At 71.7% G+C, this 26,051-nt stretch carries 27 protein-coding genes and 1 riboswitch; of the genes, 15 read left to right on the top strand and 12 right to left on the bottom strand.

Going from position 1 to position 26,051, the window contains the following annotated elements; genetic code table 11:
- Positions 1–88: 88 nt before the first annotated feature.
- Positions 89–1,720: a heparinase II/III family protein gene (locus AB0J76_RS32125; RefSeq protein WP_352319044.1), complete on the top strand. Its 1,632-nt coding sequence runs from the start codon at positions 89–91 to the stop codon at positions 1,718–1,720.
- A 5-nt stretch (positions 1,721–1,725) separates the two neighbouring features.
- Here AB0J76_RS32125 and AB0J76_RS32120 read toward each other — a convergent pair whose 3' ends face one another.
- Positions 1,726–2,457 carry a PIG-L family deacetylase gene (locus AB0J76_RS32120; protein ID WP_352319042.1) on the bottom strand — a complete coding sequence of 244 codons (732 nt, stop codon included), beginning with the start codon at positions 2,455–2,457 and terminating at the stop codon, positions 1,726–1,728.
- Between the two features lie 84 nt (positions 2,458–2,541).
- Here AB0J76_RS32120 and AB0J76_RS32115 point away from each other — a divergent pair, with 84 nt between their 5' ends.
- Entirely contained in the window at positions 2,542–3,399 is an 858-nt protein-coding gene (locus AB0J76_RS32115; protein WP_352319040.1) for a phosphotransferase, read from the top strand.
- Here the strand turns inward: AB0J76_RS32115 and AB0J76_RS32110 are convergent.
- Positions 3,396–4,046, bottom strand: a complete 651-nt coding sequence (locus AB0J76_RS32110; protein ID WP_352319038.1) for a hypothetical protein — start codon at positions 4,044–4,046, stop codon at positions 3,396–3,398. The genes AB0J76_RS32115 and AB0J76_RS32110 overlap by 4 nt on opposite strands.
- 237 nt (positions 4,047–4,283) lie before the next feature.
- Between AB0J76_RS32110 and AB0J76_RS32105 the strand changes: the two genes are divergently transcribed.
- From AB0J76_RS32105 to AB0J76_RS32090, 4 genes are read left to right on the top strand one after another with little or no spacing between them, the layout of a single operon-like run.
- A complete protein-coding gene (locus AB0J76_RS32105; protein ID WP_352319036.1) occupies positions 4,284–5,414 on the top strand; it encodes a sensor histidine kinase in 1,131 nt (376 codons plus the stop codon).
- On the top strand, positions 5,411–6,151 hold the full coding sequence (locus tag AB0J76_RS32100; RefSeq protein WP_352319034.1) for a response regulator transcription factor: 741 nt from the start codon (positions 5,411–5,413) through the stop codon (positions 6,149–6,151). The genes AB0J76_RS32105 and AB0J76_RS32100 overlap by 4 nt, the downstream gene beginning before the upstream one ends.
- Positions 6,148–6,408, top strand: a complete 261-nt coding sequence (locus AB0J76_RS32095) for a type II toxin-antitoxin system prevent-host-death family antitoxin (RefSeq protein ID WP_352319032.1) — start codon at positions 6,148–6,150, stop codon at positions 6,406–6,408. Before AB0J76_RS32100 ends, AB0J76_RS32095 begins: the two co-directional genes overlap by 4 nt.
- The gene (locus AB0J76_RS32090; protein ID WP_352319030.1) at positions 6,393–6,800 is read left to right on the top strand and encodes a PIN domain-containing protein; all 408 of its coding nucleotides are present in this window, start codon (positions 6,393–6,395) and stop codon (positions 6,798–6,800) included. Before AB0J76_RS32095 ends, AB0J76_RS32090 begins: the two co-directional genes overlap by 16 nt.
- 31 nt (positions 6,801–6,831) lie before the next feature.
- Here AB0J76_RS32090 and cimA read toward each other — a convergent pair whose 3' ends face one another.
- Together cimA and AB0J76_RS32080 are read right to left on the bottom strand one after the other, a co-directional pair.
- Positions 6,832–8,409, bottom strand: coding sequence for a citramalate synthase (gene cimA / locus AB0J76_RS32085; protein ID WP_352319028.1), 1,578 nt, complete (start codon positions 8,407–8,409; stop codon positions 6,832–6,834).
- A gap of 196 nt (positions 8,410–8,605) precedes the next feature.
- On the bottom strand, positions 8,606–9,250 hold the full coding sequence (locus tag AB0J76_RS32080) for a thioredoxin domain-containing protein (protein ID WP_352319026.1): 645 nt from the start codon (positions 9,248–9,250) through the stop codon (positions 8,606–8,608).
- A 133-nt stretch (positions 9,251–9,383) separates the two neighbouring features.
- Between AB0J76_RS32080 and AB0J76_RS32075 the strand changes: the two genes are divergently transcribed.
- Together AB0J76_RS32075 and AB0J76_RS32070 are read left to right on the top strand one after the other, a co-directional pair.
- Entirely contained in the window at positions 9,384–10,031 is a 648-nt protein-coding gene (locus tag AB0J76_RS32075; protein ID WP_352319024.1) for an O-methyltransferase, read from the top strand.
- 72 nt (positions 10,032–10,103) lie between these two features.
- Positions 10,104–10,655 (top strand): Uma2 family endonuclease, encoded by a 552-nt coding sequence (locus AB0J76_RS32070; protein ID WP_352319022.1) that lies wholly within the window; start codon positions 10,104–10,106, stop codon positions 10,653–10,655.
- Between the two features lie 19 nt (positions 10,656–10,674).
- Here AB0J76_RS32070 and AB0J76_RS32065 read toward each other — a convergent pair whose 3' ends face one another.
- Entirely contained in the window at positions 10,675–11,772 is a 1,098-nt protein-coding gene (locus AB0J76_RS32065) for a branched-chain amino acid aminotransferase (RefSeq protein ID WP_352319020.1), read from the bottom strand.
- 199 nt (positions 11,773–11,971) lie between these two features.
- A complete protein-coding gene (locus AB0J76_RS32060; RefSeq protein WP_352319018.1) occupies positions 11,972–13,018 on the bottom strand; it encodes a 3-isopropylmalate dehydrogenase in 1,047 nt (348 codons plus the stop codon).
- 99 nt (positions 13,019–13,117) lie between these two features.
- Positions 13,118–13,278, top strand: a riboswitch (cyclic di-AMP (ydaO/yuaA leader).
- A gap of 30 nt (positions 13,279–13,308) precedes the next feature.
- On the opposite strand from AB0J76_RS32060, the gene AB0J76_RS32055 reads away from it, so the two are divergent.
- Positions 13,309–13,881 (top strand): C40 family peptidase, encoded by a 573-nt coding sequence (locus AB0J76_RS32055; RefSeq protein ID WP_352319016.1) that lies wholly within the window; start codon positions 13,309–13,311, stop codon positions 13,879–13,881.
- Here the strand turns inward: AB0J76_RS32055 and AB0J76_RS32050 are convergent.
- Positions 13,865–14,857, bottom strand: coding sequence for an NAD(P)-dependent alcohol dehydrogenase (locus AB0J76_RS32050; protein ID WP_352319014.1), 993 nt, complete (start codon positions 14,855–14,857; stop codon positions 13,865–13,867). The genes AB0J76_RS32055 and AB0J76_RS32050 overlap by 17 nt on opposite strands.
- Before the next feature lie 192 nt (positions 14,858–15,049).
- Between AB0J76_RS32050 and AB0J76_RS32045 the strand changes: the two genes are divergently transcribed.
- Positions 15,050–15,712, top strand: coding sequence for a DUF2306 domain-containing protein (locus tag AB0J76_RS32045; RefSeq protein ID WP_352319012.1), 663 nt, complete (start codon positions 15,050–15,052; stop codon positions 15,710–15,712).
- On the opposite strand, the gene AB0J76_RS32040 is transcribed toward AB0J76_RS32045, so the two are convergent.
- The 3 genes from AB0J76_RS32040 to AB0J76_RS32030 all read right to left on the bottom strand — a co-directional run bounded on the left by AB0J76_RS32040 (position 15,685) and on the right by AB0J76_RS32030 (position 18,882).
- Complete coding sequence (locus AB0J76_RS32040; protein WP_352319010.1) at positions 15,685–16,386, bottom strand: response regulator transcription factor; 702 nt, start codon at positions 16,384–16,386, stop codon at positions 15,685–15,687. The two genes, AB0J76_RS32045 and AB0J76_RS32040, sit on opposite strands and share 28 nt — an antisense overlap.
- A 40-nt stretch (positions 16,387–16,426) precedes the next feature.
- Positions 16,427–17,554: a histidine kinase gene (locus tag AB0J76_RS32035; protein ID WP_352319008.1), complete on the bottom strand. Its 1,128-nt coding sequence runs from the start codon at positions 17,552–17,554 to the stop codon at positions 16,427–16,429.
- A gap of 110 nt (positions 17,555–17,664) precedes the next feature.
- Positions 17,665–18,882, bottom strand: coding sequence for an ROK family transcriptional regulator (locus AB0J76_RS32030; protein ID WP_352319006.1), 1,218 nt, complete (start codon positions 18,880–18,882; stop codon positions 17,665–17,667).
- Between the two features lie 100 nt (positions 18,883–18,982).
- On the opposite strand from AB0J76_RS32030, the gene AB0J76_RS32025 reads away from it, so the two are divergent.
- From AB0J76_RS32025 to AB0J76_RS32010, 4 genes are read left to right on the top strand one after another with little or no spacing between them, the layout of a single operon-like run.
- Complete coding sequence (locus AB0J76_RS32025) at positions 18,983–20,077, top strand: sugar ABC transporter substrate-binding protein (RefSeq protein ID WP_352319004.1); 1,095 nt, start codon at positions 18,983–18,985, stop codon at positions 20,075–20,077.
- On the top strand, positions 20,078–20,797 hold the full coding sequence (locus tag AB0J76_RS32020; RefSeq protein ID WP_352319002.1) for an ATP-binding cassette domain-containing protein: 720 nt from the start codon (positions 20,078–20,080) through the stop codon (positions 20,795–20,797).
- Positions 20,794–21,957: a sugar ABC transporter permease gene (locus AB0J76_RS32015; RefSeq protein ID WP_352319000.1), complete on the top strand. Its 1,164-nt coding sequence runs from the start codon at positions 20,794–20,796 to the stop codon at positions 21,955–21,957. Before AB0J76_RS32020 ends, AB0J76_RS32015 begins: the two co-directional genes overlap by 4 nt.
- Positions 21,954–22,814 carry an ROK family protein gene (locus AB0J76_RS32010; protein WP_352318998.1) on the top strand — a complete coding sequence of 287 codons (861 nt, stop codon included), beginning with the start codon at positions 21,954–21,956 and terminating at the stop codon, positions 22,812–22,814. Before AB0J76_RS32015 ends, AB0J76_RS32010 begins: the two co-directional genes overlap by 4 nt.
- A gap of 8 nt (positions 22,815–22,822) precedes the next feature.
- On the opposite strand, the gene AB0J76_RS32005 is transcribed toward AB0J76_RS32010, so the two are convergent.
- Positions 22,823–22,951, bottom strand: coding sequence for a hypothetical protein (locus AB0J76_RS32005; protein WP_352318996.1), 129 nt, complete (start codon positions 22,949–22,951; stop codon positions 22,823–22,825).
- A gap of 350 nt (positions 22,952–23,301) precedes the next feature.
- On the bottom strand, positions 23,302–24,891 hold the full coding sequence (gene serA, locus AB0J76_RS32000; protein WP_352318994.1) for a phosphoglycerate dehydrogenase: 1,590 nt from the start codon (positions 24,889–24,891) through the stop codon (positions 23,302–23,304).
- A gap of 296 nt (positions 24,892–25,187) precedes the next feature.
- Here serA and AB0J76_RS31995 point away from each other — a divergent pair, with 296 nt between their 5' ends.
- Complete coding sequence (locus tag AB0J76_RS31995; RefSeq protein ID WP_352318993.1) at positions 25,188–26,012, top strand: hypothetical protein; 825 nt, start codon at positions 25,188–25,190, stop codon at positions 26,010–26,012.
- Positions 26,013–26,051: the final 39 nt, after the last annotated feature.

Raw genomic sequence — 26,051 nt, 5'->3', positions numbered from 1 at the left:
TTAACGATCCGGTACGCGACTTGACCGGTTGATCGTGATTCCGAAAGCATGTCCCGCCCTCACTTTCTTGTCCGGAAGGAACCCTGGCGTGCGCCGGCTCGCGATACCTCTTGCCCTCACGCTCGCGCTCGGCGGGCTGACGAGCCCGGCGCAGGCCGCCGACAAGGTGACCCGTACCGCGCAGTGCCAAGGCGACTGGCTGCCGGGCACGCCGACGGCCGAGGACGTCATGAAGGGCGAGATCTCGCTGGTCGGGCTGCCGGCGTACAAGCTGGGCAAGGACGTCGACTGGGGGGCGAGCCCGTACCGGAACCGGTCGTGGGAGTTCGTCTTCCAGTCGTTGCGCTGGATGGGCACGCTGGTCGTGGCCTACGAGAACACCGGCGAGCGGCGTTACCTGGATCGTGCCACCGAGATCACCAAGGACTGGGTGGCGAACAACCGGCGCGGGGCCCCCGCCACCAGGCCGTACGTGTGGAAGGACCACCCGGTCTCGCTGCGCACGCAGCCGTTGTTGTGCCTGAGCATGCACGTCAAGGAGAGCTGGCTGAAGGACAGCCTGGCCGACCACGCCAAGCTGCTGTCGGACGCGCGGCTGTACAAGAAGGGCCACAACCACGGCATCGACCAGGACATCGCCCTCATGGGCATCGGCTGCCGGTACGGCCGCTCCGACTGGTCGAACCTGGCCTCCAGGCGGCTCACCGGCACGGTCAAGCTCGACGTCGACTCCCAGGGCGCGCTCATGGAGCAGGCCCCCCGCTACGCCGTCTACGTGTACGGCCGCCTCCAGGTCGCCATCGCCAACATGAAGGCGTGCGACCGCAAGGTGCCGGCCGAGATCAGCCGGCGGGCCGAGGCGCTGAAGGACTTCATCGCCCACTCCACGATGCCCAACGGCTACATGGTCCCGATCGGCGACGGCAGCGCCGAGACCGAGCCGAAGATGGAGACCGGCACCCCGAAGCAGAAGGTCAAGGTCTACAAGGCCGGTTACGTCTACGGCCGGACGGCCTGGGGCAAGCCGGACTCGTCGTACTACTCGATCAGGTTCGGGCCCGGCATGAAGTTCCACGGGCACGAGGACCACCTGGGCGTGACGTACTACGCGCAGGGCCGCGACATCCTCATGGACGGCGGCTTCCACTCCTACGAGAAGAGCGCCTACCGCTACTGGACGCTCTCCCCCGAGGCGCACAACGTGCCGACGGTCGAGGGGGCCCGGTTCCGGCCGCGCACCTCGTCCAAGCTGACCAAGACCTCCTACGGCAAGGACCGGCAGGCCTTCCGCCTCACGGACCGGGCCTACGGCGTGAGCCGGACGCGTTCGGTGCTGGTGAACCACGGCCAGGACCTGATGGCGGTGCTCGACACGGCCTCCGGGGGCAAGAAGGTCAGGAACGTGTGGCGGTTCGCGCCCTCGTACAAGGTCGTCTCGAACGGCGGCGGCAAGGTGGTGCTGGCCGACGGCGCCTTCAAGGTGACGCTGATGCAGTTCTCCTCGTGCGAGCGGGTCGGCGGCCAGAAGGTGGAGCGCGGCGGCAGGCTGGGCTGGGTGTCGCCCACCTACCTGGCCAAGGACGCGACCAACGTGGTGGTGTCGCCGGCGGCGAAGTCGCTGCTGACGGTGATCGTGCCGGGCACCGGCTCGCCCGAGGTGTCGTGCTCGGGGGGCAAGCTCAAGGTCGAGGGCGAGACCCTCTCCGCGGGCCTGCTCTAGCCGGTCTAGAAGGCGATCCGCCGGTACCACTCGTTGGCGAGCATCTGGGCGCGGGCCCGCTCCGGCAGCCCGGTCAGCATGGTCATCGACGCGCCGCGCTCCACCTCGGACTCGTGGGCGAGCATGGCCGCCCACTTGCGCTCCGACCAGCGCGAGACGTCGATCGCGGCCGAGACCTGGTGGTCGGGGACCCCGGGCAGCGCCTGGCCCGGCTCCGGATCGGCGCCGAAGACCGCCCGCCAGTGGGCCGTCACGACCGAGCGCGGGACGGTCGCCAGGTAGAGGGCGTGCGGCCGCCAGGGGTCGCCCGTGCCGGGGTAGAGCTGGTCGTAGCCGGCCGCCTCGACCGCGGCCAGGGTGACCCGGTGCACGTGCACGTGGTCGGGGTGGCCGTAGCCGCCGAAGCCGTCGAAGGTGAGCACGACGTCGGGCCGGACGGCCCTGATGTGCTCGACCAGCAGGCCCACCGCCTCGTCGAACGGCACGTCGAGGAAGCGCGGACGGCCGGGGGCGGACTCGGGCTTGCCCGCGTCGGCCAGGCCGAGCAGCCGGGGCTTGCCCGCGCCGAGGATGTCGAGGGCCCGTTCCAGCTCCCGCGCCCGCTGGGTGCCCTCGGCCCAGGTGCAGGTGACGACGGCGGTCGTGGCGCCCTCGTCGGCGTATTTGGCGAGGGTGCCGCCGGTCCAGATCGCCTCGTCGTCCGGGTGGGCGTGCACGCCGAGCACACTGAAGCTCATGGGTCACCATCGTATGGAGGCCGGGCACCGGCCGGGACCCGCGTAGGCTCTACGCGTAACCCTCCCCTCCGAAGAGATGAGCCGATGAGCCAGCCCGTGCCCCCTGACCTGCTGGAGATCGCCGACGCGCTCGTGCCCGGCGCTCCCCTCCGCAGTGCGCGGCTCGCCCCCGGCGGGATGCACGACGTCGTGCTGCTCCCCGGGGTGGCGGCCGTGCGGGTCGGCCGGCGGCCGAGCGTGAGCGCGGCGCTGCCGCGGCGGACCGAGCTGCTGCGCGCGATCGCGGCCGCCGGGCTGCCGTTCGCGGTGCCCGAGCCGCTGACGCCGGTGACGACGTTCGGCGAGCGCGCCGCCGTGGCCGTGTCCTGGCTGGACGGCGCCGGTCTCGGCGCTGGCCAGGGCGATCCGGCGCTGATCGGCGAGCTGCTCGGCGCGCTGCGCGAGCTGCCCGTCACCCCGGAGCTGCGCGCCCTGCTGCCCGCCCCGCGCTCGTACGCCGGGCCGGCGAGCTGGAGCACGATCCTGGCCGAAGAGGTCATCCCGCGCTTCCCGGCCAGGTGGCGGGAGGAGGGACGCCGGCGCCTCGACGACGCCCTGGCCCTGGAACAGGTCCCCGACACGCTGGTCCACGGCGACCTCGTCGGCGACAACGTCCACTGGGACGCGAACGGCAAGCTGGTCGGCGTCCTCGACTGGGACCGGGCTCACCTGTTCGACCCGGCGATCGACGCGGCCTTCATGGGCTGGCACGGCTGGGAGCACCTGCGCGACGCCGTCGACGCCGGCACCTACCGGCGGGCGGTCACGTGGGAGCGCGCGTTCGGCGTCAACCAGCTCGTCGCCCTCCTCGTGCTGGCCGGCGAACCCCTGACGCTCGTGGACAGCTTCACCACCCACGTCGTGGCCTGGCTGGACGAGGACGGCGGCCCCGACCGGCTCTAGGCCGCCCGTTCGCGCCGCGCCGGCGTGCGGATGATCGACACGCCGACGGTGCCGAACGCGGCCAGCAGGACGACCGGGCCGCCGATGCCGAGGACCAGGTTCCACGCGCTCGCGCCGAACAGCCACACCACGATGCCCACCAGCACGCCCGCCGGGAACCACCAGCCCGCCAGCCCCGCCCGCGCGTACGCGACCGCGACGAGGACCAGGCCCAGGAAGGACCCGATCATCCCGGGCAGCTGCCAGGCGGCGATGAGGGCGGGCTGCGCCGCGTCCTGCATGAGCTGCTCGGCCTGCGCGGCGGGCAGGGCGTCGAAGAGCACGATGTCGAAGAAGTCCGAGATCATCAGCGACGAGAAGTTGGTCAGGCCGAGCACCGCGAGCGCGCCCGCGACGGTGGCCAGCGCCCTGCCCTTGCCCCGGACGAGCAGGACCATGCCGATCACCCCTGGCACGAACAGCACCCAGCTGTAGTGCAGGAGCGTCGCGCTGACGCCCACGGCGCCCGGGTTGTGCGCGTAGACCAGCGGGTCCTCGACCCCTGGCTCGGACGGGTCGGTGATCATGCCGAGGATCAGGCAGACCGGGGCCAGGACGAGGCTCGCGCCGGCCAGGAAGCGGCGGATGGAGAGTGCGTCGGTGAACATGCCGGGCACGGTAGGCGTCACTCGCCGGGGCCGTCGTCAAGGCAGGCTTGGACTCGGCGTCCCCCTTCCGGCGGATTCCACTGCGTTCGCTGGAGTCCGCCGCCTTTCGCAGGATTGCGCTGCTTTCGGTAGAATCCGCCGCCTTTCGCTGGAGTCCGCTGCCTTTCGGTGGACTCCGCTGCCTTTCGCTGGATTTCGCTGCGCATTGCGACAATCCGGGCGGGCTACTCTCGCCTCATGCTCCACCGCCGTTCCCCCTCCCCCGTCGACTGGCTCGTAGCGGCGGTCGTGGCCCTGTTCGCGGTCGCGGAGGAGGTCAGCGTGCGCTCGATGGCCTCTCCCCGCTCCCATTTGCTCCTGTGGATCGCCGCCGGGCTGGTCACGGCCGTCGCGATGCTGTTCAGGACGCGCGCGCCGTTCGCGATCCTGGCCGTCTACTCGGCCGCCAACATCGCGACGTTCGCGCTGACGCCCGGCTCCCCCGCGGCGTGGCAGTTCTACACCCAGCTCGTGCTGCTGTGCACGCTGCTGGCCGAGGTGCGTCCCGACAGCGCGCGGGCCGTGGCCGGGCTGACGGCGACCGGCGTGTTCGTGGCCGCCATGCTGTCCAGGACCTCCCCTCCGTCGGGATGGGGGGACGTCGCCGTGGCGCTGGTGATGTGCGCCATCGCCGCCGGAGCCGGCCTGGCCGTGCGCCGCCACCGCGTGCTGGCCGTGCAGGCGGCCGAGCGCGGCGCGCTGCTGGCCCGCGAGTCGGTGCAGGAGGAACGTGCCCGCATCGCCCGCGAGCTGCACGACATCGTCGCGCACAGCGTCAGCGTGATGACCATGCACACCGGCACCGTACGGCTGCTCCTGCGCGCGGACCAGGAGCCCGAGCGGCAGGCGCTCACCACGGTGGAGGCGGCCGGCCGGGAGGCCATGGAGGAGCTGCGGCGCATGCTCGGGCTGCTGCGCGGCACGCAGGCCGGCGACCTGCTCCCGCAGGCCGGCCTGGACCGGCTGGAGGACCTGCTGGAGCAGTTCAGGTCGGCCGGGCTCGACGTCACGCTGGCGGTGTCGGGCGAGCGGGTGCCGTTGTCCGCCGGGCTGGATCTGTCGGCCTACCGGATCGTCCAGGAGGCGCTGACCAACACCCTCAAGCACGCCGGGCCGACGCGGGCGGCGGTGCGCGTCTCGTACCTGCCGGCGGAGCTCCGGCTGGAGATCACGGACCAGGGACCGCGCGGCCCCCGGCCGCCGTCGGGCGGGGGCGGCGGCCACGGCCTGATCGGCATGCGCGAGCGCGCCGCCCTCTTCGAGGGCACGCTGACGGCGGCGCCCCTTCCCGAAGGCGGCTTCACGGTACGGGCGGAGCTCCCCCTGTGACCCCCTCCTCCCCGAACACCCCCTCCACCCCTGACGAGCCCGGCGGCGGGGGGATCGGCGTGGTGATCGCCGACGACCAGGCGATGATCAGGGCCGGGCTGCGCCTGATGATCGGCACCCAGCCGGACCTGTCCGTGCTGGGCGAGGCGGCCGACGGCGAGCGGGCCGTGGAGCTGGCTCGCAACCTGCGCCCCGACGTCGTACTGCTCGACATCGCGATGCCCCGCCTGAACGGGCTGGAGGCCGCCCGCCGCATCCTCGCGACCCCGGCGCCCCCGCGAGTGATCATGCTGACCACCTACGACACTGACGAGAACCTCGACCTCGCGCTGCACGCCGGGGTCAGCGGCTTCCTGCTCAAGGTGTCGCCGCCCGAGCACCTGTTCGCCGCCATCCGCAGCGCCGCGCGGGGCGACGTCCTGCTCGACCCGGCGGTCACCGGCCGCGTCGTGGCGGCCTACCGGCGTACGGCACCGCCCCCGGCGCCGTCGGCCACGGGGGTGACCGCCCGGGAGGAGGAGGTGTTGCGGCTGGTGGCGCAGGGCCTGTCCAACACCGAGATCGCCGGCACGCTGTCCATCACGGAGGCGACCGTCAGCACCCACATCAACCGCCTGCTGACCAAACTCGCCCTCCGCGACCGCGCCCAGATGGTCCGCCACGCCTACGAATCCGGCCTCGTCCGCCCCGGCGACCCCCGGACGACGTCCCATCGATCAGATAATCTGATTTCATGAAGGTGATGACCGCCACCGAAGCGTCCAGAAGCTTCGCCGCCGTCCTCGACGAGGCCGAACACGGAGAGACGATCGTGGTTACGCGCGGCGGGAAGCAGATAGCCGTGATCGGACCGGCTCCCACGGCGCCGGGCCGCATGGTCAAGGCGTTCCTGGCGAGAAGCGCGGCCTCCTTGGACGCCGACTTCGAAACCGATGTCGGCGCAGCCCGCGAGGCGTTCGACGACGAGATGAGGGACACGTGGCCCGACGCCTGATCCTGGACACAGGAGTGCTCATCGCAGCCGGACGCGGCAGGGCCGCGATCGACGCAGTGGTCGGGGACACCGACGATGTGGCGATCGCGGCGATCACCGTGGCCGAACTGCTCGTGGGCGTCGAACTGGCCGACGACACCCGACGCCCGCACAGGCAGGCGTTCGTGGACGAGACCCTCGCCCTGATTCCGGTCGAGGAGTACACCACGGACGTCGCCAGAGTTCATGGGCGCCTCATGGCCCATGTCCGGCGGCAGGGGAAGAAGCGAGGAGCCTACGACCTGCTCATCGCGGCGACGGCGGCGGCCACCGCGCGCGTCGTGGTCACCATGGACGCCTCCGCCGCGTTCGACGATCTCCCCGGCGTACGGGCTGTGGTCCTTCCTCACTGACACCCGGCAGCGCCCAGTGGGTCCGCCCGGGTCAGCCGCAGTCGCGGCCCGCGCGCAGCAGGCCGTACGTGACCGCCTGCTCCAGCGCCTGCCAGGAGGCGTCGATGATGTTCTCGGCCACCCCCACCGTCGCCCACTCGGCGGTGTCGTCGCTGGAGGTGATGAGGACGCGGGTGACGGCGTCCGTGCCGTGGGTGCCTTCGAGGATGCGCACCTTGTAGTCCACCAGCTCCAGCCGGGCCAGCTCGGGGTAGAGCTGTTCGAGCCCCTGCCGTACGGCCTTGTCCAGGGCGTTCACGGGGCCGTTGCCCTCGCCGGTGGCGACGATGCGCTCGCCCTTGGCGTGCAGCTTGACGGTGGCCTCGCTGACCAGCTCGCCGCCCTTGGTCCGTTCGACGATGACCCGCCACGACTCCACCTCGAAGTGCCGCCGGCGCGCCCCCTGGACGGTGTCGCGCAGCAGCAGCTCGAACGACGCGTCCGCGGCCTCGAAGGTGAAGCCCTGCGACTCCAGCTCCTTGACCCGCTCGACGAGCGTCTTGGTGTGCTCGGGGGTCAGCTCGTAGCCCAGCTCGCGGCCCTTGAGCTCGACGGAGGCGCGGCCGGCCATGTCGGAGACGAGCATGCGCATGTCGTTGCCCACGGCGGCCGGGTCGATGTGCTGGTAGAGGTTGGGGTCGACCTTGATGGCGCTGGCGTGCAGGCCGGCCTTGTGGGCGAAGGCGGACATGCCGACGTAGGGGGCGTGCGAGTTGGGGGTGACGTTGGTGACCTCGGTGATCGCGTGGGCGATGCGCGTCATGTCCGCCAGCGCCTCCCGCGGCACGAGGTCGAAGCCGCGCTTGAGCTGGAGGTTGGCGACGACGGTGAAGAGGTTGGCGTTGCCGGAGCGCTCGCCGTAGCCGTTGGCGCAGCCCTGGACGTGCGTGGCGCCCGCCTTGACCGCGGCGAGGGTGTTGGCGACGGCGCAGCCGGTGTCGTCGTGGCAGTGGATGCCGACGCGGGCCCCGGTCTGGACGGCCGCGTGCACGGTGTCGGCCAGCTCGTCGGGCAGCATGCCGCCGTTCGTGTCGCACAGGGCGATGACGTCGGCCCCGGCTTCGGCGGCGGTCCGCAGTACCTCCAGCGCGTAGGCTGGGTTGGAGGTGTAGCCGTCGAAGAAGTGCTCGGCGTCGAGGAAGACTCGCTGTCCCTCCGCACGAAGGTGAGAGACCGTGTCGCGGATCATCGCGAGGTTCTCCTGGAGAGTCGTGCGGAGGGCCAGCTCCACGTGCCGGTCGTGGCTCTTGGCGACAAGGGTCACGACCGGCGCGCCGGATTCGCGCAATGCGGCTACCAATGGGTCGTCGGCGGCCTTCACACCGGCCCGGCGGGTCGCGCCGAACGCGGCGAGCTGCGCGTGCTTCAGGTCGAGCTCTGTTCGAGCGCGCCTGAAGAACTCTGTGTCCTTGGGGTTGGCGCCCGGCCAGCCCCCCTCGATGAAACCGACGCCCAGGCTGTCCAGCTGCCGTGCGATGGCGAGCTTGTCGACGACGGTGAGGTTGAGTCCTTCCTGCTGCGCGCCGTCGCGCAGGGTCGTGTCGTAGACGTGGAAGCGGTCGTCGGCCATGAAGTCTCTTCTTTCGGATCCGTGTTCTGGAAAACAAAAAGACCCCTCACGGACGTGAGAGGTCTGCGCGCTGGCGGTGTCCCTTTGTCAGCCAGCGCGCCTGCCGATAATGAGCAGACCGTAGAACATGGTGCCTGTCAGTCTGCCACAGGGATTCACCATCTGGCACATCGGTCTCAACTTGTGGACACGAGCTTTACACTTGCACGCCCGCGCCCCCGGTGACGGCTCGTTCGAGCGCCGCCGGGTCGAACACCTCGTTGCCGAGCTGCTGCCCGTCGAGCAGGACGGTCGGCGTGCCCTGGATGCGGATCTTCGAGGTCTCCGCCAGGTGGGTCTTGGCGTACGACTGCGAGGTCACGCACTCGTCCACCGAGGCGCCGGCCTTCCTGGCGGCGGCCACCAGCTCCGCCACGGTGAAGCCCGAGGCCGAGCCGTGCGGGGCGGGCTGCATGGCGTAGAGCTCGTCCCTGAAGGCCAGCCAGTTCTCCTCCGGCACGCATCGGGCGGCGGCCGCGGCCCTGATGGAGTTGGAGCGCATGGGCTCGTCCTGGAAGATCGTCACGGGGTGGAAGACGACCTTGAGCCTGCCCTCCCTGGCCAGCTTCTGGATCGTGCCGTCGACCTTGGCGTGCATCTCCTTGCAGATCGGGCAGTCGAAGTCCTCGTACACGTCGAGGACGGGTGCGTGGCTGGACCTGTCGGCCAGCACCATCGAACCGTCGAGCTGCCTGGTCAGGCGTACCGACCCGGCCGTCTCACCCGGCTCCGAGAAGGCCAGCACACCCAGCACCACCAGCGCCGCACACGCGACCACGACCGCAACCAACCGCTTCATCATCCGCCCACTTCCAGCTCACCGATCGCGCAGACCCTACCAACGCCGGAACCCCTCTCCGGACAGCCGGCCGGGGCGGCTCCCTCATTGGTACCTGATGACGATGAGAGAACGCTGTGAGGGGAGAATGACCTTCATGAAGGCGAACCTCCTCGACCCCGCGGTGGGCCGGTACATCCTCGACCACTCCACCCCGCCCGACCCCCTGCTCGACGAGCTGGCGCGGGAGACCGCCGAGGCGACGGGCGACGCCGCCAGGATGCAGATCTCCGCCGACCAGGGCCGGTTCCTCACCATGCTGACCCAGCTCACGGCCCCGGCCGTGGCGGTCGAGGTGGGCACGTTCACCGGCTACTCGTCGGTGTGCATCGCGCGGGGGTTGTCCGGCGGGCGGCTGCACTGCTTCGACGTGAGCGAGGAGTGGACGTCGATCGCCCGGCGCTACTGGGAGCGGGCCGGCGTGACCGACCGCGTCTCGCTGACGCTCGGGCCCGCCCTGGAGACGCTGGCCGCGTTCGACGAGCCGATCGACCTGGCCTTCCTCGACGCCGACAAGGGCAACTACCCCGGTTACTACGAGTTGCTGGTCGAGCGGCTGCGGCCGGGCGGCCTGCTGCTGGCCGACAACACGCTGCGCAGCGGGCACGTGGCCGACCCGGCGCACTCGGAGACGACGACGGTGCAGATCCGCGAGTTTAACGACCTGGTGATCGAGGACCCGCGGGTGAGCGTGGTCATGCTGCCGGTCGCCGACGGGATCACGATGATCAGGAAGAACCACTAGATCGCGGGACGCCGCCGCCGTTACTCTGAGTGATCCTTCGGAAACCCCCCGGCGAAGCATGAGGACGGCGGCATGGTCAGGCCCCTGGAAGAGCGCTACCGCACCGTGCGCGAGCTGTTCCCCGAGTTCCGCATCGAGACGGTCCAGGGCAGGATCGTGGTGAACGAGCCGGGCACCTGGCAGCACAACACGATCCTGTCCCGGACGTTGTTCCAGCTCGCCACCGCGGCGGCGGTCCGGGGCTGGGAGATCTGGCCGAACATCACCGTCTACCTGGGCCCCGGCCACGACCTCTACGTGCCCGACCTGGCCGTGGTCCCGCCCCGGCCGCGTCTGCACGAGGAGCACGCCGTCCACGGCGCCTCGACGATCCTGCTCGTGGACGTCGTCTCGGTGGCCACGACGTACGACGTGCACTTCGTCAAGACGGGCGGTTACGCGCGCGGCGGGGTGCCGCTCTACCTGGTGATCGACCCGTTCCAGCGGCTGGTGACGCTGTTCGGCGGGCCGGGCGGGCGGCGCTACCGCAGCGAGAACGTCGTCTCCCTGGGCGAGCCGGTGTTCCTGCCCGACCCGTGGAACCTCCACGTCGACACCGCGGCCCTGACGGAGGCCGGCGCCTGAACGCCGGCCGTCCGCGCGTCTAGCCGATCTTGTGGATCCAGTTGCGGGTGTCGGGGCGGGCGCCGTACTGGATGCCGACGAGCTCCTCGCGCACCCGCATCGTCACCGGGCCGGGGGTGCCGTCGGCGATGGTCCAGGCGCGGTCGTCGCCCCTGACCGACCCCACCGGCGTGACCACGGCGGCGGTGCCGCACGCGAACACCTCGGTCAGCTCGCCGGAGGCGCAGGCGGACTCCCACTCGTCCACCGAGACCAGCCGCTCCTCGGCCTCCAGGCCGAGGTCGCCGGCCATCTCCAGGATCGACTCCCGGGTGATGCCGGGCAGCAGGGTGCCGGTGAGCGCCGGGGTGACGAGCTTGTTGCCGAAGACGAAGAACAGGTTCATCCCGCCCATCTCCTCGACGTACTCGTGCTTGTGGGCGTCGAGCCAGACGACCTGGTCGCAGCCGTTGTCGACGGCCTGGCGCTGGGCGACGAAGGCGGCGGCGTAGTTGCCGCCGCACTTGGCGAAGCCGGTGCCGCCGGGCGCGGCGCGCGTGTACTCGGTGGACAGCCAGACCGAGACGGGCTTGATGCCGCCGCTGAAGTACGAGGCCGCCGGCGAGGCGATCACCATGTACTTGTAGGTCTTCGACGGATAGTTGACGCCGAGCCCGGCCTGCGTGGCGAACATGAACGGGCGCAGGTAGAGGCTGTGGCCCTCGGTGGTCGGCACCCACTCCTTGTCGGCCGAGACCAGCAGCTCCAGCGACTCGACGAACGCCTCCTCCGGCAGTTCGGGCATGGCCATGCGCTCGGCCGAGCGGTTGAAGCGGGCGGCGTTCGCGTACGGGCGGAAGGTCGCGATCGAACCGGAGATCTGCCGGTACGCCTTCAGGCCCTCGAACAGCTCCTGCGCATAGTGGAAGACCGAGGTCGCGGGGTCGAGCGAGAGCGGCCCGTACGGCATGAGCCTGGCGTCGTGCCAGCCCTCGCCGTCGGTGTAGTCGATCGAGATCATGTGGTCGGTGAAGACCTGCCCGAACCCGGGGTTCGCCAGTACCTGCTCCCGCTCGGCCGCGGTGCGAGCGTGGTCGGAATGCTGCACGTCGAAGCTGAGCTTCTGAGCGATGGTCATGACGACGGTCCTTCTCTCTACGAATCTGCGACTCGAAAGCTGATTCTGGTAGCTACTGCCCGCGAGCAGTATTCGTACTTCCTAGTGTCTCGCGATTTGGGATGGCAAGAGGCACTTGGGGGGTTCAATCCCGAAGAACGCGAAAAAGCGCCTGGCAGTCCGCGTTCGGACCGCCAGGCGCGTGCGGGGCTAGGCGGTCCTAGCCGGCTACTCGCGCGGCGATGTCGTCGCCGATCTCGCTGGTCGTGCGGCCGGCGCGGCCGGTCACCCGCTCGGCGATGTCGGCGGCCACGGCCTGCTCGACCTTGGCGGCCTCGGCGTGCAGGCCGAGGTGGTCGAGGAGCATGCCCACGGACAGGATGGTGGCGGTCGGGTCGGCCTTGCCCTGACCGGCGATGTCGGGCGCGCTGCCGTGCACCGGCTCGAACATGCTCGGCGAGGTGCGCTCGGGGTTGATGTTGCCGCTGGCCGCCAGGCCGATGCCGCCGGCGATCGCGGCGCCGAGGTCGGTGATGATGTCGCCGAACAGGTTGTCGGTGACGATCACGTCGAAGCGCTCGGGCTGGGTGACGAAGAACATCGAGGCCGCGTCGATGTGGCTGTAGTCGGTGGTGACGTCGGGGAACTCCGCGGCCACGCGGTTGACCGTGCGCTGCCACAGGTCGCCGGCGAAGGTGAGCACGTTCGTCTTGTGGACGAGCGTGAGCTTCTTGCGAGGCCGCGACTGAGCCTTCTGGAAGGCGTAACGCACGACGCGCTCGACGCCGTGGGCGGTGTTCAGCGACTCCTGGGTGGCGATCTCGTGCGGCGTGCCGCGGCGCATGACGCCGCCGGTGCCCGCGTAGAGGCCCTCGGTGCCCTCGCGGACGACGACCATGTCGATGTGCTCGGCGGTGGCGCCGGCCAGCGCGGTCTCGACGCCGGGGAACAGCTTGACCGGCCGCAGGTTGACGTAGTGGTCGAACTCGAACCGGAGCTTGAGCAGCAGGTCGCGCTCCAGGATGCCGGGCGGCACGCTGGGGTCGCCCACGGCGCCGAGCAGGATCGCGTCGTAGCCGCGCAGCTCTTCGAGCACCGCGTCGGGCAGCGTCTCGCCCGTGCGGTGGTAGCGGGCTGCGCCCAGGTCGTAGTGGGTGGGCTCGATCTTCGTGCCCACGGCCTCCAGGACCTTGAGCCCTTCGGCTACGACCTCGGCGCCGATGCCATCCCCGGGGATGACGGCCAGGCGGATGTTACGCGACTCCATGGGCGGTACCTTACCGGCTCGTCTCGGCTGACGAACACATCATCTCAACAACCGGACAATCCGTTTTGGGGGGATTGCGACCTTTTGACCGTTTCGTTAGAGTCCGACGAGCCTAATCCACGCAGCCGCTGCGTGGAGCCGGGGACCCATCTTTCCCCCCGGGGCGAATCGGCTGCGCCTCTCCCCCGAGAGCGTCGCCGTAGGGCTACTTCCAGGCCCGAGCCCGTCAGCTAACCCGGTCGGCCACGTGGAAGGACAGTCCCCTGTCTAGCATCGCCATCTTTTTGGCGGTGGCAGCGGGCGCCGCAGGTCTCGCGCCTGCCGCCCCCGCGGCTCCCGCCGCTCCGGCCGCTCCGGCCGCCCCCGCCCCCTCCGTCACCCTCACCGGCCCCCAGGTGAAACAGGTCCAGGAACGGCACGTGCCGAAACCGGCCTGGAAGGTCGCCCTCGAATACGCCATGGACAAGCGCGGCACCCCGTACGTGTGGGGCGGCGCCAGCGAACGGGGCTACGACTGCTCGGGCCTCATGCTCCGGGCCTACGAGGACGCCGGCATCGAGCTCCCCAGAACCGCCGCGGAGCAGTACGGCGCCTTCTCCAGGAAGATCTCCTGGAAGGACCTCAAACCAGGCGACCTGGTGTTCTTCAGCGGCCTCGGCCACGTCGGCATGATCTCCAAACCCGGCTACATGGTCCACTCCCCCCACACCGGCGACGTGGTGAAGGAGGAACGCCTGTCGCAGTGGCGCAGGCAGGCCTTCGTCGGCGCGGTACGCCCCGACCCCAAGGGCGTCAAGCGCTGGGCCGACTACAAGCAGCTCCAGAAGGCCCCCGCCCCCGCCATGCTCACCGCGACCCTGTGACGACGACCTTCCCCGGGGCGTGCCCCTCCTCCTGGTAGCGGACGGCCGCCGGGAGCTCGCCGAAGGGGAAGGTCCTGTCGATGACCGGGGTGACCGCGCCCCGCTCGATCAGCCCGGTCAGCGTCAGCAGGTTCGCCCTGTTGCTCCCGCAGCGGACGACGTCCGCCCTGACGATCCGCTGCGGGACGAAGGGCCCCGACGCGAGCGCGGCGAACATGTGGCCGGCCGGCTGCACCCAGCGGCCGGCCGGCCCGCCGACCAGCACGTACGTGCCCTTCCTGGTCAGCACCCGGCGGCAGTCCGCGAGCCGGCGACCGCCCGCCACGTCGAGCAGCAGGTCGAAGCGCCGGCCCGAGGCCGCGAAGTCCTCCTTGGTGTGGTCGATGACGTCGTCCGCGCCGAGCGAGCGCACCAGGTCCGCGTTCCGCCCGCTGCACACGCCCGTGACGTGCGCCCCCAGCGCCTTGGCGAGCTGCACGGCGAACGTGCCCACGCCGCCGGACGCGCCGTTGACCAGCACCTTCTGGCCCGGCTGGAGGCGTCCCTCGTCGCGCAGCGCGATCAGCGCGGTGTTGGCCGCCATCGGCACCGCCGCCGCCTGCTCGAACGACAGTCCCGCCGGTTTGGGCGCCACCTCGCCCTGCCGCAGGCAGACGTACTCGCCGAAGCCGCCCCCCAGCGACATGGCGTACACCTCGTCGCCGGGACGGAACAGCGTGACGTCCTTGCCGGCCGCCTCGACCTCCCCCGCCACGTCGGCCCCGAGGACGGCGATACGCGGCCGGCGCAGCCCGACCCCGCCGCCCATGATCCGGGCCAGGTACGGCTGCCCCCGCATGAAGTGCCAGTCGTAGGGCTGCACGGACGTGGCCCGCACCCGGACCAGCACCTCGTCGTCGCGCGGCACGGGCCGCTCGACGTCGGTCAGGACGAGCTGGTCGGGCGAGCCGAACGAGCGCAGGACGTACGCCTTCATCGTTTTCTCCCTCGTGCCGCTGATGTGCCGCTGATGTGCCGCCAGTGTGGGCGTGACCTGCGCGGACGCTCAACGGTCGAAAGGCGACGGCTCGATGGCCGAAAGTACGACCGCCCGCCCGCCGATGGTGCGAACCGGGACGGGCCGTCCGCGCGATGACCGGGCACGGGCGCGGGCGGCACGCTCTCAGGCATGAGATGGATCGCACCCGCCGGGCTGCTCGCGCTCAGCGTCGTCCCGCTGGTCGCCGGCGCACTCCGGCTGACCGAACTGGCCGCCGGCGCCCCGGTCACGGCGGACAACGCGCGTTTCTTCGCCATGCCCGTGCCGGTGCTGCTGCACATCCCGGCTTCGCTGGCGTTCTGCGTCCTCGGCACGTTCCAGTTCCAGGCCCGGTTCCGGGCCGGGCGACCGGGGTGGCACCGCGCGGCCGGGCGGGTGCTGGTGGCGTGCGGGCTGGTCGCGGCGCTGTCGGGGTTGTGGCTGACGCTCTTCTCCGACCTTCCCGCCGGCGACGGGACGCTGCTGGCCGCCTTCCGCCTGCTGTTCGGGACGGGCATGGCCGTCTGCCTCCTGCTCGGCCTGGCCGCGATCCGGCGGCGTGACGTGGCCCGGCATCGCGCCTGGATGACCCGCGGGTACGCGATCGGGCTCGGCGCGGGCACGCAGGCGTTCACCCTGGCGTTCGGCGCTGCCGCCTTCGGGCCGCCCGGCGAGCTCGGGCGGGCCCTGCTCGTCGGCGCGGGCTGGGTGATCAACCTGGCGGTGGCCGAGTGGGCCGTCCACAGAGCCCGCAGAGGTCGCAGAGGTCGCAGAGGTCGCGGAGATCAGGTGCGTACGCGGTCGGTCTCGTAGGCCCACATGGCGATCTCGACGCGGTTGCGCACGCCGAGCTTGGTCATCAGGCTCGCGACGTGGCTCTTGACCGTGCTGAGCGAGATGTGCAGCTCGCGGGCGATCTCGCTGTTGGTCCGGCCGCGGGCCACGGCGCGCAGGATCTCCTCCTCGCGGCCGGTGAGCGCCTCGACCGGCTGCGCGGGCGCCTCCGTGCGCCCGGCTCCGGCGAACGCGGCAAGCAGGCGCGCGGTCACGCTCGGGGCGATGAGCGCCTCGCCGCCGGCCGCCGCGGTCACCGCCTGGGCGAGCAGCGCCGGGCCGGCGTCCTTGAGCAGGAAACCCCTGGCCCCGGCGCGCAGGGCGGCGTAGACGTACTCGTCGAGGTCGAACGTGGTGATCACGACGACCGCCATGGGGTCGGCGACGTCGGGCCCGGCCAGCTCGCGGGTGGCCGCGATGCCGTCGAGGCCGGGCATGCGGATGTCGAACAGGCACACGTCGGGGCGCAGGCGGCGGGCCAGCTCGACGGCCCGCCTGCCGTTCCCGGCCTCGCCGACGACCTCGATGCCGGGCTGGGCGTCGAGGATCATCCTGAGCCCGGTGCGGGCGATCTCCTGGTCGTCGGCGACCAGCACCCGGATGGCCGCCGCCCCCTCCGGGCCACTTCCCGCAGCCTCCGGCCGCTTGCTCACGCCGCCTCCTCACGCACGCGCGCGGCCTCCCGCCGGGCGTTCATGCGGTCTCTTTCGGCAGGACGGCGGTGACCGTCCAGCCGCGGTTGGGGTTGGGGCCCGCCTCGCAGGTGCCGCCGAGCAGGGCGGCGCGTTCGATCATGCCGATCAGGCCGTAGCCGGGGGCGGCGACCCCGCCGGCGCGGTCGCCGTCGTCGCTCACGGTCAGGCGTACGGCGGCGTCGTCGGCGGTGACCCGGACGGTGATGTGGGTGGCGTGGCGAGCGTGCCGCCGGGCGTTGGTGATCGACTCCTGGGCGATGCGGTAGAGCGCCGCGCCGGCCGAGGGCGGCAGGTCGCCGAGCCCGTCCGCGATCTCCACCTCGACGGCCGGGCCGACGCGCGGGCGTCCGGCGAGCCGCCGCAGGTCGTCGAGGTGGCGGCCCGGGGTCAGCTCCGCCGGCTCGTTCCTGCGCAGCACCCGGACCATGGCCCGCATCTCGGCGAGCGTGCGCGACGCCTCGGCCTCGATCACCCGCAGCGCGTCGGTGGCCGCGCCCGGCTCGGAGGCGGCGGTGGCCAGGCCCGCCTGGGCGCGGATGGCCATGGCCGAGACGTGGTGGGCGACGGTGTCGTGCAGGTCGCGGGCGAGCTGTTCGCGTTCGAGCAGTTTGACCTGATCGAGCTCGCGCAGCCGCGCGCCGGCCCGGTAGCGGAAGGCGCTGCCCAGCCCGACGGTCGCGACCAGCACGCCGAGCGCCGGGACGACGTCGCCGGGCGCCATCCGTCCGGAGGCCAGCGACAGGCCGACCGCGACCAGCCCGGCCGCCATCCCGATCACGGCCTCGCGTCCCGAACCCCACCGGAACAGCGCGTAGAGCACGATCGTGACGAACGCCAGCGTGTACGTCTCCACCGGCTGGCCACCGGTCAGCAGCGGGGCCACGGTGGTGGCGCCGAAGACGAGCGCGACCATGAGCAGCGGCCTGGTCCTGCGCCACAGCAGCGTGGGGATCAGCGCGACCGTGACGGCCGTCGAGATCACCGGCCACCGCAGGTCGGGCCGGAACACGCCCTCGATCACCGCGGCCGGCACGAGCGCCGCGACGAGCGCCCAGTCGCGCCACACCCGCACCGGCGGGCCGGGAGGACGAGGCTCGCGCCACACGGAACGAAGGAGGCCGGCCACCTCCTCATCGTAAGTCCCCCGCATCGCCCCAAACCCCCCAAAGGTGCTCCAGGCTGGGTGTCGGGACCCCAGGGCGCGGAGCCACCGGCCCTGCGGGGGCGGGGCTGGGGTCAGTGTTTGCGGGCGTCGAAGATGAGGTCCCAGGCGCGGGCCTTGGCGTGGGCGACCGCGCCCAGCAGCACGCCGCTGTCGCCCAGCGCGCTGGCCACCACCCGCGGGCGCAACGGCCCGAGCTCGGCGATGCGCCGCTCCACGGACGCGCCCAGCAGGTCGAGGTTGCGCCCCACTCCCCCGCTCAGCACGATCACCTCCGGATCGAGCACGGCGGCCACGGCCACCAGCAGCCCGCCGATGCGGCGGCCCTCGGCCTCCACCACCGACCTGGCCGCCTCGTTCCCCTCGGCGGCGGCGGCGAAGACCTCCCTCGCCGTCTCCAGCTCCAGCCCGGCCGCCCGCGCGGCGCGCACCACACCGGGCGCGGAGGTGGCCGCCTCGGTGGCCCCGTGCGTGAAGGGGTCGCCGTCGTGCGCGAGGAAATCGGCATCCTGCGCGAAAGGGGCGGCGGGCGGGACGGAGGCGGGAGGGTCCTCGGCAGCCGGGATGTAGGAGACCTCGCCCGCCGCCCCCCGCGCCCCGACGTACAGCTCGCCGTTGATCACGATGCCCATGCCGACGCCGGTGCCGATGGACACCAGGGCGAAGTTGGCCTTGCCCCGCCCGGCCCCGTGGACGTGCTCGCCGACGGCGGCCAGGTTGATGTCGTTCTCGATGACGAGGTCGACGCCCAGGGCGGCGTGCAACCGGTCGGCCAGGTCAGGCGGGCCGGGCAGGTTGGGGGCGAAGTCGAGGCCGCCGCGCACGGGGTCGTACACGCCGGGCGAGCCCACCACCGCGCAGGTGATCGAGCGCCACTCGACCTCGGCCTCGCGGGCCGCCGCCCGGGCCAGCTCGCCGACCAGCACGGCCAGCTCGGCGGAGGTGCGGGCCGTGTTGCGGCCGTCGGTACGCCCGGCGAACGTGCCGCGCAGGTCGGCCACGGCGACCCTGATCCAGTCGCGGCCGATGTCGATGCCGGCGACGTGGGTGGAGGCGGCGTTCACGTCGTAGAGCGAGGAGACCGGGCCGGGCCGCCCGGAGACCTCGCCCACCAGGTGGACCAGGCCGTCCTCGGCCAGCCCCGCCAGGGCGGCCGAGACCGTGGGCTTGGACAGGCCGGTGCTCTTGGCCAGGTCGGCGCGCGAGGCGGGGCCGTGCTCGTGCAGCTGGTCGAGCAGACGGCGCTCGTTGAGCACCCGCAGCAGCCGTGGATTCGCCAGGTCGCGTCGCATGTCCGGCCTCCCTCCGAGGTGCACTCTAGCCAACACGCCTGATAGTAAACTACCTTTCTTACCAAGCGGGGGCGGGCATCTTCTGAGAGGACGAAGTGCGATGCACCGAGCTTGGCGACTCATCCCCGCAGCGGCGGTCCTGCTGGCCGCCGCCTGCGGGAACAGCAGCACCACCACCGGCACGACGGCCACTCAGGCCGGCGGGCCGCGGCAGGGCGGGACGATCGCCCTGTTCCTGCCCGAATCCAAGACCACCCGGTACGAAGCCTTCGACCGCCCCCTCTTCGAGGCCAAGGTCAAGGCGTTGTGCCCCGCCTGCAAGGTGATCTACGGCAACGCCGAGCAGGACGCGGCCAAACAACAACAACAGGTCGAGGCTGCGCTCACCCAGGACGCCGACGTGCTCGTCCTGGACGCCGTGGACGCCAACGCGGTCGCGCCCCTGGTCAACCAGGCCAGGCAGAAGAAGGTCCCGGTGGTCGCCTACGACCGGCTGATCTCGGGCATCGACTACGCCTACTACGTCTCGTTCAACAACGTACGGGTGGGCGAGATGCAGGGTCAGGCGCTGCTCGACGCCATGAACGCCAAGGGCACCACGGCCAAGGGCCAGATCGTGATGATCCACGGCTCGCCCACCGACCCCAGTTCGGCCGACTACAAGAGGGGCGCCAAGAGCGTCCTGGACGGCAGGGTCAAGGTCGGCAGGGAGTTCGACACCCCCGACTGGAGCCCCGACAAGGCGCAGCAGCAGATGGAGCAGGCGATCACCGCCATCGGCCGGGGCCAGATCGTCGGCGTGCTGTCGGCCAACGACGGCATGGCGGGCGGCGCCATCGCGGCCATGAAGCGCGCCGGCTACAAGGAGCTGCCGCCTATCACCGGCCAGGACGCCGAACTGGCCGCCGTGCAGCGCATCCTCACCGGCGAGCAGTACATGACCATCTACCTGGACATCAGGAGAGAGGCGGAGAAGGCCGCCGAGCTGGCCGTCGCCCTGACCAAGGGCGAGCAGCCCGCCGCCACCTCCAAGGTGAACAACGGCACGGCCGACATCCCGGCCTTCCTCCTCGACCCCATCGCGGTCACCGCCGACAAGATCAAGGACACCATCGTGAAGGACGGGTTCTACCGGGCCGACCAGATCTGCACGGCCGAGGTCAAGGCCGCCTGCGCGAAGGCGGGCATCGAGTAGATGATCGCGGCGACCGGGATCTCCAAACGGTACGGAGCGGTGCGGGCGCTCGACGGGGCAGGGCTGGAACTGCGTCCCGGCGAGGTCGTGGCGCTCATGGGCGACAACGGCGCGGGCAAGTCGACGCTGGTCAAGACCATCTCCGGCGCGGTCGTGCCGGACGCGGGCGAGATCACGGTGGACGGCGTGCCGGTGCGCGTCGCCACCCCGCACGACGCGCAGGCGCTCGGCATCTCGACCGTCTACCAGGACCTCGCGCTCTGCGAGAACCTCGACGTCGTGGCCAACCTGTTCCTCGGCGCCGAACGCCGCCGCTGGTCGGTGCTGCGCCACCTGAGCATGGAACGCGCGACCCGCGACCTGCTCGCCCAGCTCGACGTGCGCATCGGCGACATCAGGGTGCCGGTGTCGACGTTGTCGGGCGGCCAGCGGCAGTCGGTGGCCATCGCCAGGGCGCTGCTCGGCGAACCCCGCCTGGTCATCCTGGACGAGCCGACCGCCGCGCTCGGCGTCGAGCAGACGGCCCAGGTGCTGGCGCTGATCCGGCGGTTGCGCGAGCGCGGCCTCGCGGTGCTGGTCATCTCGCACAACCTCGCCGACGTGCGCGAGGTGAGCGACCGGGTGGTGGTGCTGCGTCTCGGACGCAACGCCGGTGAGTTCCGTACGGCCGACGCCTCCCGCGAGGAGATCGTGGCCGCGATCACAGGAGCGGGCGAATGACGGCGATGCCGATCACGGTGACCGGACGGCTGCGCCAGGGAGAGGCCGGCGCCTGGCCGGTGGTCGGCGGCCTGGTGGCGATCACGATCGTGTTCAGCACGCTCAACGAGCGTTTCCTGTCGCCCGAGAACCTCACCAACCTGGCACTCCAGATGGCCGCCACGGGCACGATCGCGCTCGGCGTCATCATGGTCCTGCTGCTGGGCGAGATCGACCTGTCGGCCGGCTCGGTCAGCGGCCTGTGCGCCACGATCATGACGATCGCGCACGTCAAGCAGGGCTGGAACGCCCTGCTCGCCATCCTGCTGGCGCTGGCGGCCGGCGCGGCGATCGGGCTGCTGCACGGCCTCATGCTGACCAAGCTGCGGATGCCGTCGTTCGTGGTCACGCTGGCCGGGCTGATGGGCTGGCTCGGGCTGCTGCTCTACCTGCTGCGCCAAGGCGGGACGATCAACCTGCCGTTCAACGGGTTCATCTCGGGCCTGAGCGACACCTGGCTGCCGGGATGGCTGTCCTGGGCGCTGGTGGTCGGGCTGGCGGGCGGTCACGCCGGGATCGCCACGCTGGCCAGGCGGGCGCGGCTGGCCGCCGGGCTGCCCGTGGCGCCGGCCTGGCAGGTTCCCGTGACGGCGGGCGGGCTGGCGGTGGTGCTCGGCGCGGCGGTGGCGGTCATGTCGGCCGACCGCGGCGTGCCGCTGCTGCTGGTGCTCTTCGGCGCGCTGGTGGTGCTGCTCGACCTGGTCCTGCGGCACACCGCGTTCGGCCGTCACCTGTACGCCGTCGGCGGCAACGCCGAGGCCGCCAGGCGCGCGGGCATCAACGTGACCAGGATCAGGATCCTGGCGTTCGTGCTGGCCTCGACGCTGGCGGCGGCGGGCGGCGTGCTGGCGGCCAGCCGGCTGTCGGCGGTCAACCAGGGGTCGGGCGGCAGCGACATCCTGCTCATGGCCATCGCCACGGCCGTCATCGGCGGCACGTCCCTGTTCGGCGGGCGCGGGCGGGCCTACGCCGCGCTGCTCGGGGTGCTGGTCATCCAGTCGATCACCAACGGCATGTACCTGCTGAGCGTGGACTCCTCCGTCCGGTTCATGGTGACGGCCGGCGTGCTGGCCCTGGCGGTGGCGATCGACTCGCTGGCCCGCAGGGGCGCCGCCCGGTGAGCCGGGTCCTGGGCATCGACGTCGGCGGGACCAAGGTCGCGATCGGGGTCTCGGGCTCCGACGGGCCCGTGGTGGCCGGCCGCACCCGGCTGGAGACCGGGCCGGACACGCTCGTCCGGGCCCTGGCCGCCGCCCGCGCCCTGGACGGCCGGCCGGCCGCGGTCGGCTTCTCCACCTGCGGGGTGATCAGGGACGGCGTGGTGCGCCTGGCGCCGAACGTCCCCGGCTGGGAGGGGCTGGAGCTGCCCAGGCTGCTGCGCGAGGAGTTCGGCGCGACGCCGGTGGCCATCGACAACGACGTGAACGCGGCGGCGGCGGCCGAGCTGCGGTGGGGCGCGCTGCGCGGCGTCTCCACGGGCGTCTACCTCAACCTCGGCACCGGCCTGGCGGCGGCCCTGGTGGTCGGCGGCCGGGTGGTGCCCGGCGCGCACGGCGCGGCGGGCGAGATCGGCTACCTCCAGGTCACGCCGGGGCAGGCGGCCTTCGCCGACGGGCGGGTGCCGCTGGAGGAACTGGTCTCCGGCGCGGGGCTGGCGGCCAGGGGCGGCGCGCTGCTCGGCCGCGCGACCACGGCGCAGGAGATGCTCGCCGCGCGTTCCGGACCGCTGGCGGAGCTGGTGGCGCGGGCGCTGTCGGTGCTGACCATGACCGTGGCGAACCTGTGCGTCACCCTCGACCCCGAGGTGCTGGTCGTGGGCGGCGGCATGATGGGCGCGGCCGGGCTGATCGTGCCCAGGCTGGCCGAAGAGGTGCGGCGCGCCGTGCCGTTCCCGCCGGAGATCCGGCCCGGCCGGTTCACGGACGACGCGCCGCTGCTCGGCGCGCTCGCCCTGGCCCACGCCGCGGCGCGGGCCTGAGGGCGGCGCTACCGGGCGGAGTTCTGGGGTGCGCCGCCGTTGTCCCTGCGGTCGAGGGCGGTCTGCAGGGCCTCGGCGGCCTCGTTCTCGTTCTCTTCGGTACGGTTCCAGGCGTACATCTCGTACATGTCGCTCATCTCGTTTCGCTGGCGCGTTCCAGAAAAGGGGCGTCGGACCCCGGTCGCGAATCCGACCGGGCCTGCTCTCGCGGGTCCGGATCACGGACCGTGCGAAGGGAAGGGACTGACCGGCCGACGGCATCACCACTCACCGCGGCGGGTCGTCGGCCTGCCCTAACAGGCCCCGCCGCGGCAGGTAATGAGTACGAGAACCTGGCGCATTTCCACCCACGGTACCCGGCGACTGTTTCGCTGTCTCGTTGGATGTCCTACTATCTCGCATTCTGAGACAAGAAAAGGCCGCCACCCGGAACGGTCCAGGTGACGGCCTTCCCCGCGATCGGGGGCTCAGTCCTCAGGTCGCGAGGTCAGTCCTCCAGGTCGACCGAACGGCCGCTCTCGGCGCCGATCTCGGCCGCGATCTGGTCGATCACGGCGGCCGGGATGGCCGAGTCGACGGTCAGCGCGATGAGCGCCTTGCCGCCCTTGACGTCGCGGGCCACCTGCATCGAGGCGATGTTCACGCCGGCCTCGCCGAGCAGCCGGCCGACCACGCCGACGACGCCGGGACGATCGGTGTAGGCGAAGAACGACAGGTGGGCCGTCGGCTCGATCTCCATCTCGTAGCCGTTGACCTCGACGATCTTCGTGATCTGCCGGGGGCCGGACAGCGTGCCGGAGACCGAGATCTGACGGCCGTCGGCGAGCACGCCGCGCACGGTCACCACGTTGCGCCAGTCGGGGCTCTCGGAGCTGGTCACCAGCTCCACGCTGATGCCCCGCTCCTTGGCCAGCAGCGGCGCGTTGACGTACGTGACCTGCTCCTCGATCACGTCGGCGAACACGCCCTTGAGCGCGGCCAGCTCGATGACCCGCACGTCCTGGGAGGCGATCTCGCCGCGGACCTCGACGTCGAGCTTGGTGGCGACCTCGCCGGCCAGGGCGGTGAACACCCGGCCCAGCTTCTCGGCCAGCGGCAGGCCCGGCTTGACGTCCTCGGCCACCGCACCGCCCTGGACGTTGACCGCGTCGGGCACGAACTCGCCCGCCAGCGCGAGCTTCACGCTCCGCGCGACCTGCGTGCCGGCCTTCTCCTGGGCCTCGTGCGTGGAGGCGCCGAGGTGCGGCGTGGCGACGACCTGGTCCAGCTCGAACAGGGGGCTGTCGGTGCACGGCTCCTTGGCGAACACGTCGAGGCCGGCGCCCGCGACGCGGCCCTCCTTGATCGCCGAGTAGAGCGCGGCCTCGTCCACGATGCCGCCACGGGCCACGTTGATGATCCGCACGGACGGCTTGACCTCGTGCAGCTCCTTGTCGCCGATGAGCCCGAGGGTCTCCTTCGACTTCGGCAGGTGCACGGTGATGAAGTCGGCCTGCTTGAGCACCTCTTCGAGGCTGAGCAGCTTGACGCCCATCTGCGCGGCGCGGGCCGGCGGCAGGTAGGGGTCGTAGGCGATCAGCTCGACGCCGAACGGCTGGAGCCGCTGGGCCACGAGCTGGCCGATCTTGCCGAGGCCGAGGATGCCGACGACCTTCTCGTCCAGCTCGACGCCGGTGTACTTGGAGCGCTTCCACTCCCCGTTCTTCAGCGCGGCGTGGGCCTGGGCGGTGTTGCGGGCGCTGGCCAGGATGAGCGCGATGGTCTGCTCGGCGGCGCTGGTGATGTTGGAGGTCGGCGCGTTGACGACCATGACACCGGCCTTGGTGGCGGCCTCGACGTCGACGTTGTCGAGGCCGACGCCGGCGCGGGCGACCACGCGCAGCTTCGGCGCGGCGGCGATGGCCTCGGCGTCGACCTGCGTGGCGGAGCGCACGATCAGGGCGTCCACGTCGGCGAGGGCGGGCAGAAGCTGGGAACGGTCCGCTCCGTCGGTGTGGCGGACCTCGAAATCGGCGCCGAGCACGGCGAGGCCGGCCTCGGACAGCTCCTCTGCGACCAGAACGACGGGCTTGTTCACAGGCGTGGATCCTTAGGGGCATGCGGCGGGCTGGAGGGACACGTCGCTGGGCCCCTCGGATCCCTCAGAGTCTATCCGCGCTTGTGAACGCGTTCACGAGGGACCCACGATTTGAGACGGCCCGCTCGGCGTCCCGACGCCCTGGACGCGGCTCCGGTACCCGGCCGGCAGCAAAGTCATCCACTCTGCACACATCTTTGTCTTGATCGGGGGATTTATTGGCCATTAGCCTGATAAGCCGTGGCCGACTACCTATGGTTCGTCATATGAGCATCGGGAATCCTGCGCTTGCCGACGTGCTCGCACAGCATGGCACGCCCCATCGCCTGCTGGCGGCCCTCGCCGACGGTGGAGTCCTGGTGGCAGTGCGACCAGATCGATCGGTCGTCCTCGGGACGACCCAGGCGGGTGACCGGGTTCTGCTCGGGTACACCAGCCCTGCTACCTACGCCAGGCACCGCGGCAGTCATTCCCTGTCGGTGTGCGACGCCGACACCATCCTGGACATCCAGCGCGTCACCGGCGTGCCGGAGATCGTGATCGACGCCGCGGGCCCCGCAGCCGCGGCCGTGCCCATCGACGATCTCCAGCGCTTCCTCACCGGCACGCGTTCGGGGCCCACACCCGTGCTGTCGGGGGCGGCGCCCGCCGCCTACGCGACCGGCGCCATGGCCACCGTCTCGCGCGTGCCCGCGCTGGCGCAGGTGGCCCCGCCCACCCCGCAGGCGCCCGCGCTGCCGTGGGTCCCCGCTCCCCGGCCCCACCTGTCGGGGCCGATGCAGCAGGTGGACCCGGGCTACCGCCGGTGCACGCACCCGATCCTGCCGGCGCTGCGGCAGGCCATCGCGCAACTGCTGGGCGACTTCCCGCTCGTGCACCACGTGTGGATCTCCGAGGCCGGCACCGCGTCCGGGGCGACCGGGATCATGCTGCACGTCAAGGTGCACATGTCGGCCGCCGAGGACGTCGTCCGCGACCTGCACCGCCTGGTGCGCGCCCGTCTGCCGCAGTTCGCGGCCAGCGGCGCGCCGATCCTCATGGCCAGGGTCGCCGACGCGCGCAGCGAACGCCGCATGATCGAGATCGGCGCGCACGTGGTCTGCGCCAACGTGCGCGAGTAGCCGTCGCGCGGGACGTATCGGCAGGGCCCGGGAAACTGG

It is taken from the genome of Nonomuraea sp. NPDC049624 (assembly GCF_040675255.1).
Taxonomy (GTDB): Bacteria; Actinomycetota; Actinomycetes; order Streptosporangiales; family Streptosporangiaceae; genus Nonomuraea.
The sequence above is the reverse complement of the archived record's forward strand: the minus strand, read 5'-3'. Positions and strand labels throughout refer to the sequence as shown.

Coding starts and splice junctions, on each gene's coding strand:
- AB0J76_RS32120 (WP_352319042.1), bottom strand. CDS start 2,457: ATGAGCTTCAGTGTGCTCGGCGTGCACGCCCACCCGGACGACGAGGCG.
- AB0J76_RS32115 (WP_352319040.1), top strand. CDS start 2,542: ATGAGCCAGCCCGTGCCCCCTGACCTGCTGGAGATCGCCGACGCGCTC.
- AB0J76_RS32110 (WP_352319038.1), bottom strand. CDS start 4,046: ATGTTCACCGACGCACTCTCCATCCGCCGCTTCCTGGCCGGCGCGAGC.
- AB0J76_RS32105 (WP_352319036.1), top strand. CDS start 4,284: ATGCTCCACCGCCGTTCCCCCTCCCCCGTCGACTGGCTCGTAGCGGCG.
- AB0J76_RS32095 (WP_352319032.1), top strand. CDS start 6,148: ATGAAGGTGATGACCGCCACCGAAGCGTCCAGAAGCTTCGCCGCCGTC.
- cimA (WP_352319028.1), bottom strand. CDS start 8,409: ATGGCCGACGACCGCTTCCACGTCTACGACACGACCCTGCGCGACGGC.
- AB0J76_RS32080 (WP_352319026.1), bottom strand. CDS start 9,250: ATGATGAAGCGGTTGGTTGCGGTCGTGGTCGCGTGTGCGGCGCTGGTG.
- AB0J76_RS32075 (WP_352319024.1), top strand. CDS start 9,384: ATGAAGGCGAACCTCCTCGACCCCGCGGTGGGCCGGTACATCCTCGAC.
- AB0J76_RS32070 (WP_352319022.1), top strand. CDS start 10,104: ATGGTCAGGCCCCTGGAAGAGCGCTACCGCACCGTGCGCGAGCTGTTC.
- AB0J76_RS32065 (WP_352319020.1), bottom strand. CDS start 11,772: ATGACCATCGCTCAGAAGCTCAGCTTCGACGTGCAGCATTCCGACCAC.
- AB0J76_RS32060 (WP_352319018.1), bottom strand. CDS start 13,018: ATGGAGTCGCGTAACATCCGCCTGGCCGTCATCCCCGGGGATGGCATC.
- AB0J76_RS32050 (WP_352319014.1), bottom strand. CDS start 14,857: ATGAAGGCGTACGTCCTGCGCTCGTTCGGCTCGCCCGACCAGCTCGTC.
- AB0J76_RS32045 (WP_352319012.1), top strand. CDS start 15,050: ATGAGATGGATCGCACCCGCCGGGCTGCTCGCGCTCAGCGTCGTCCCG.
- AB0J76_RS32030 (WP_352319006.1), bottom strand. CDS start 18,882: ATGCGACGCGACCTGGCGAATCCACGGCTGCTGCGGGTGCTCAACGAG.
- AB0J76_RS32025 (WP_352319004.1), top strand. CDS start 18,983: ATGCACCGAGCTTGGCGACTCATCCCCGCAGCGGCGGTCCTGCTGGCC.
- AB0J76_RS32020 (WP_352319002.1), top strand. CDS start 20,078: ATGATCGCGGCGACCGGGATCTCCAAACGGTACGGAGCGGTGCGGGCG.
- AB0J76_RS32015 (WP_352319000.1), top strand. CDS start 20,794: ATGACGGCGATGCCGATCACGGTGACCGGACGGCTGCGCCAGGGAGAG.
- AB0J76_RS32005 (WP_352318996.1), bottom strand. CDS start 22,951: ATGAGCGACATGTACGAGATGTACGCCTGGAACCGTACCGAAGAGAAC.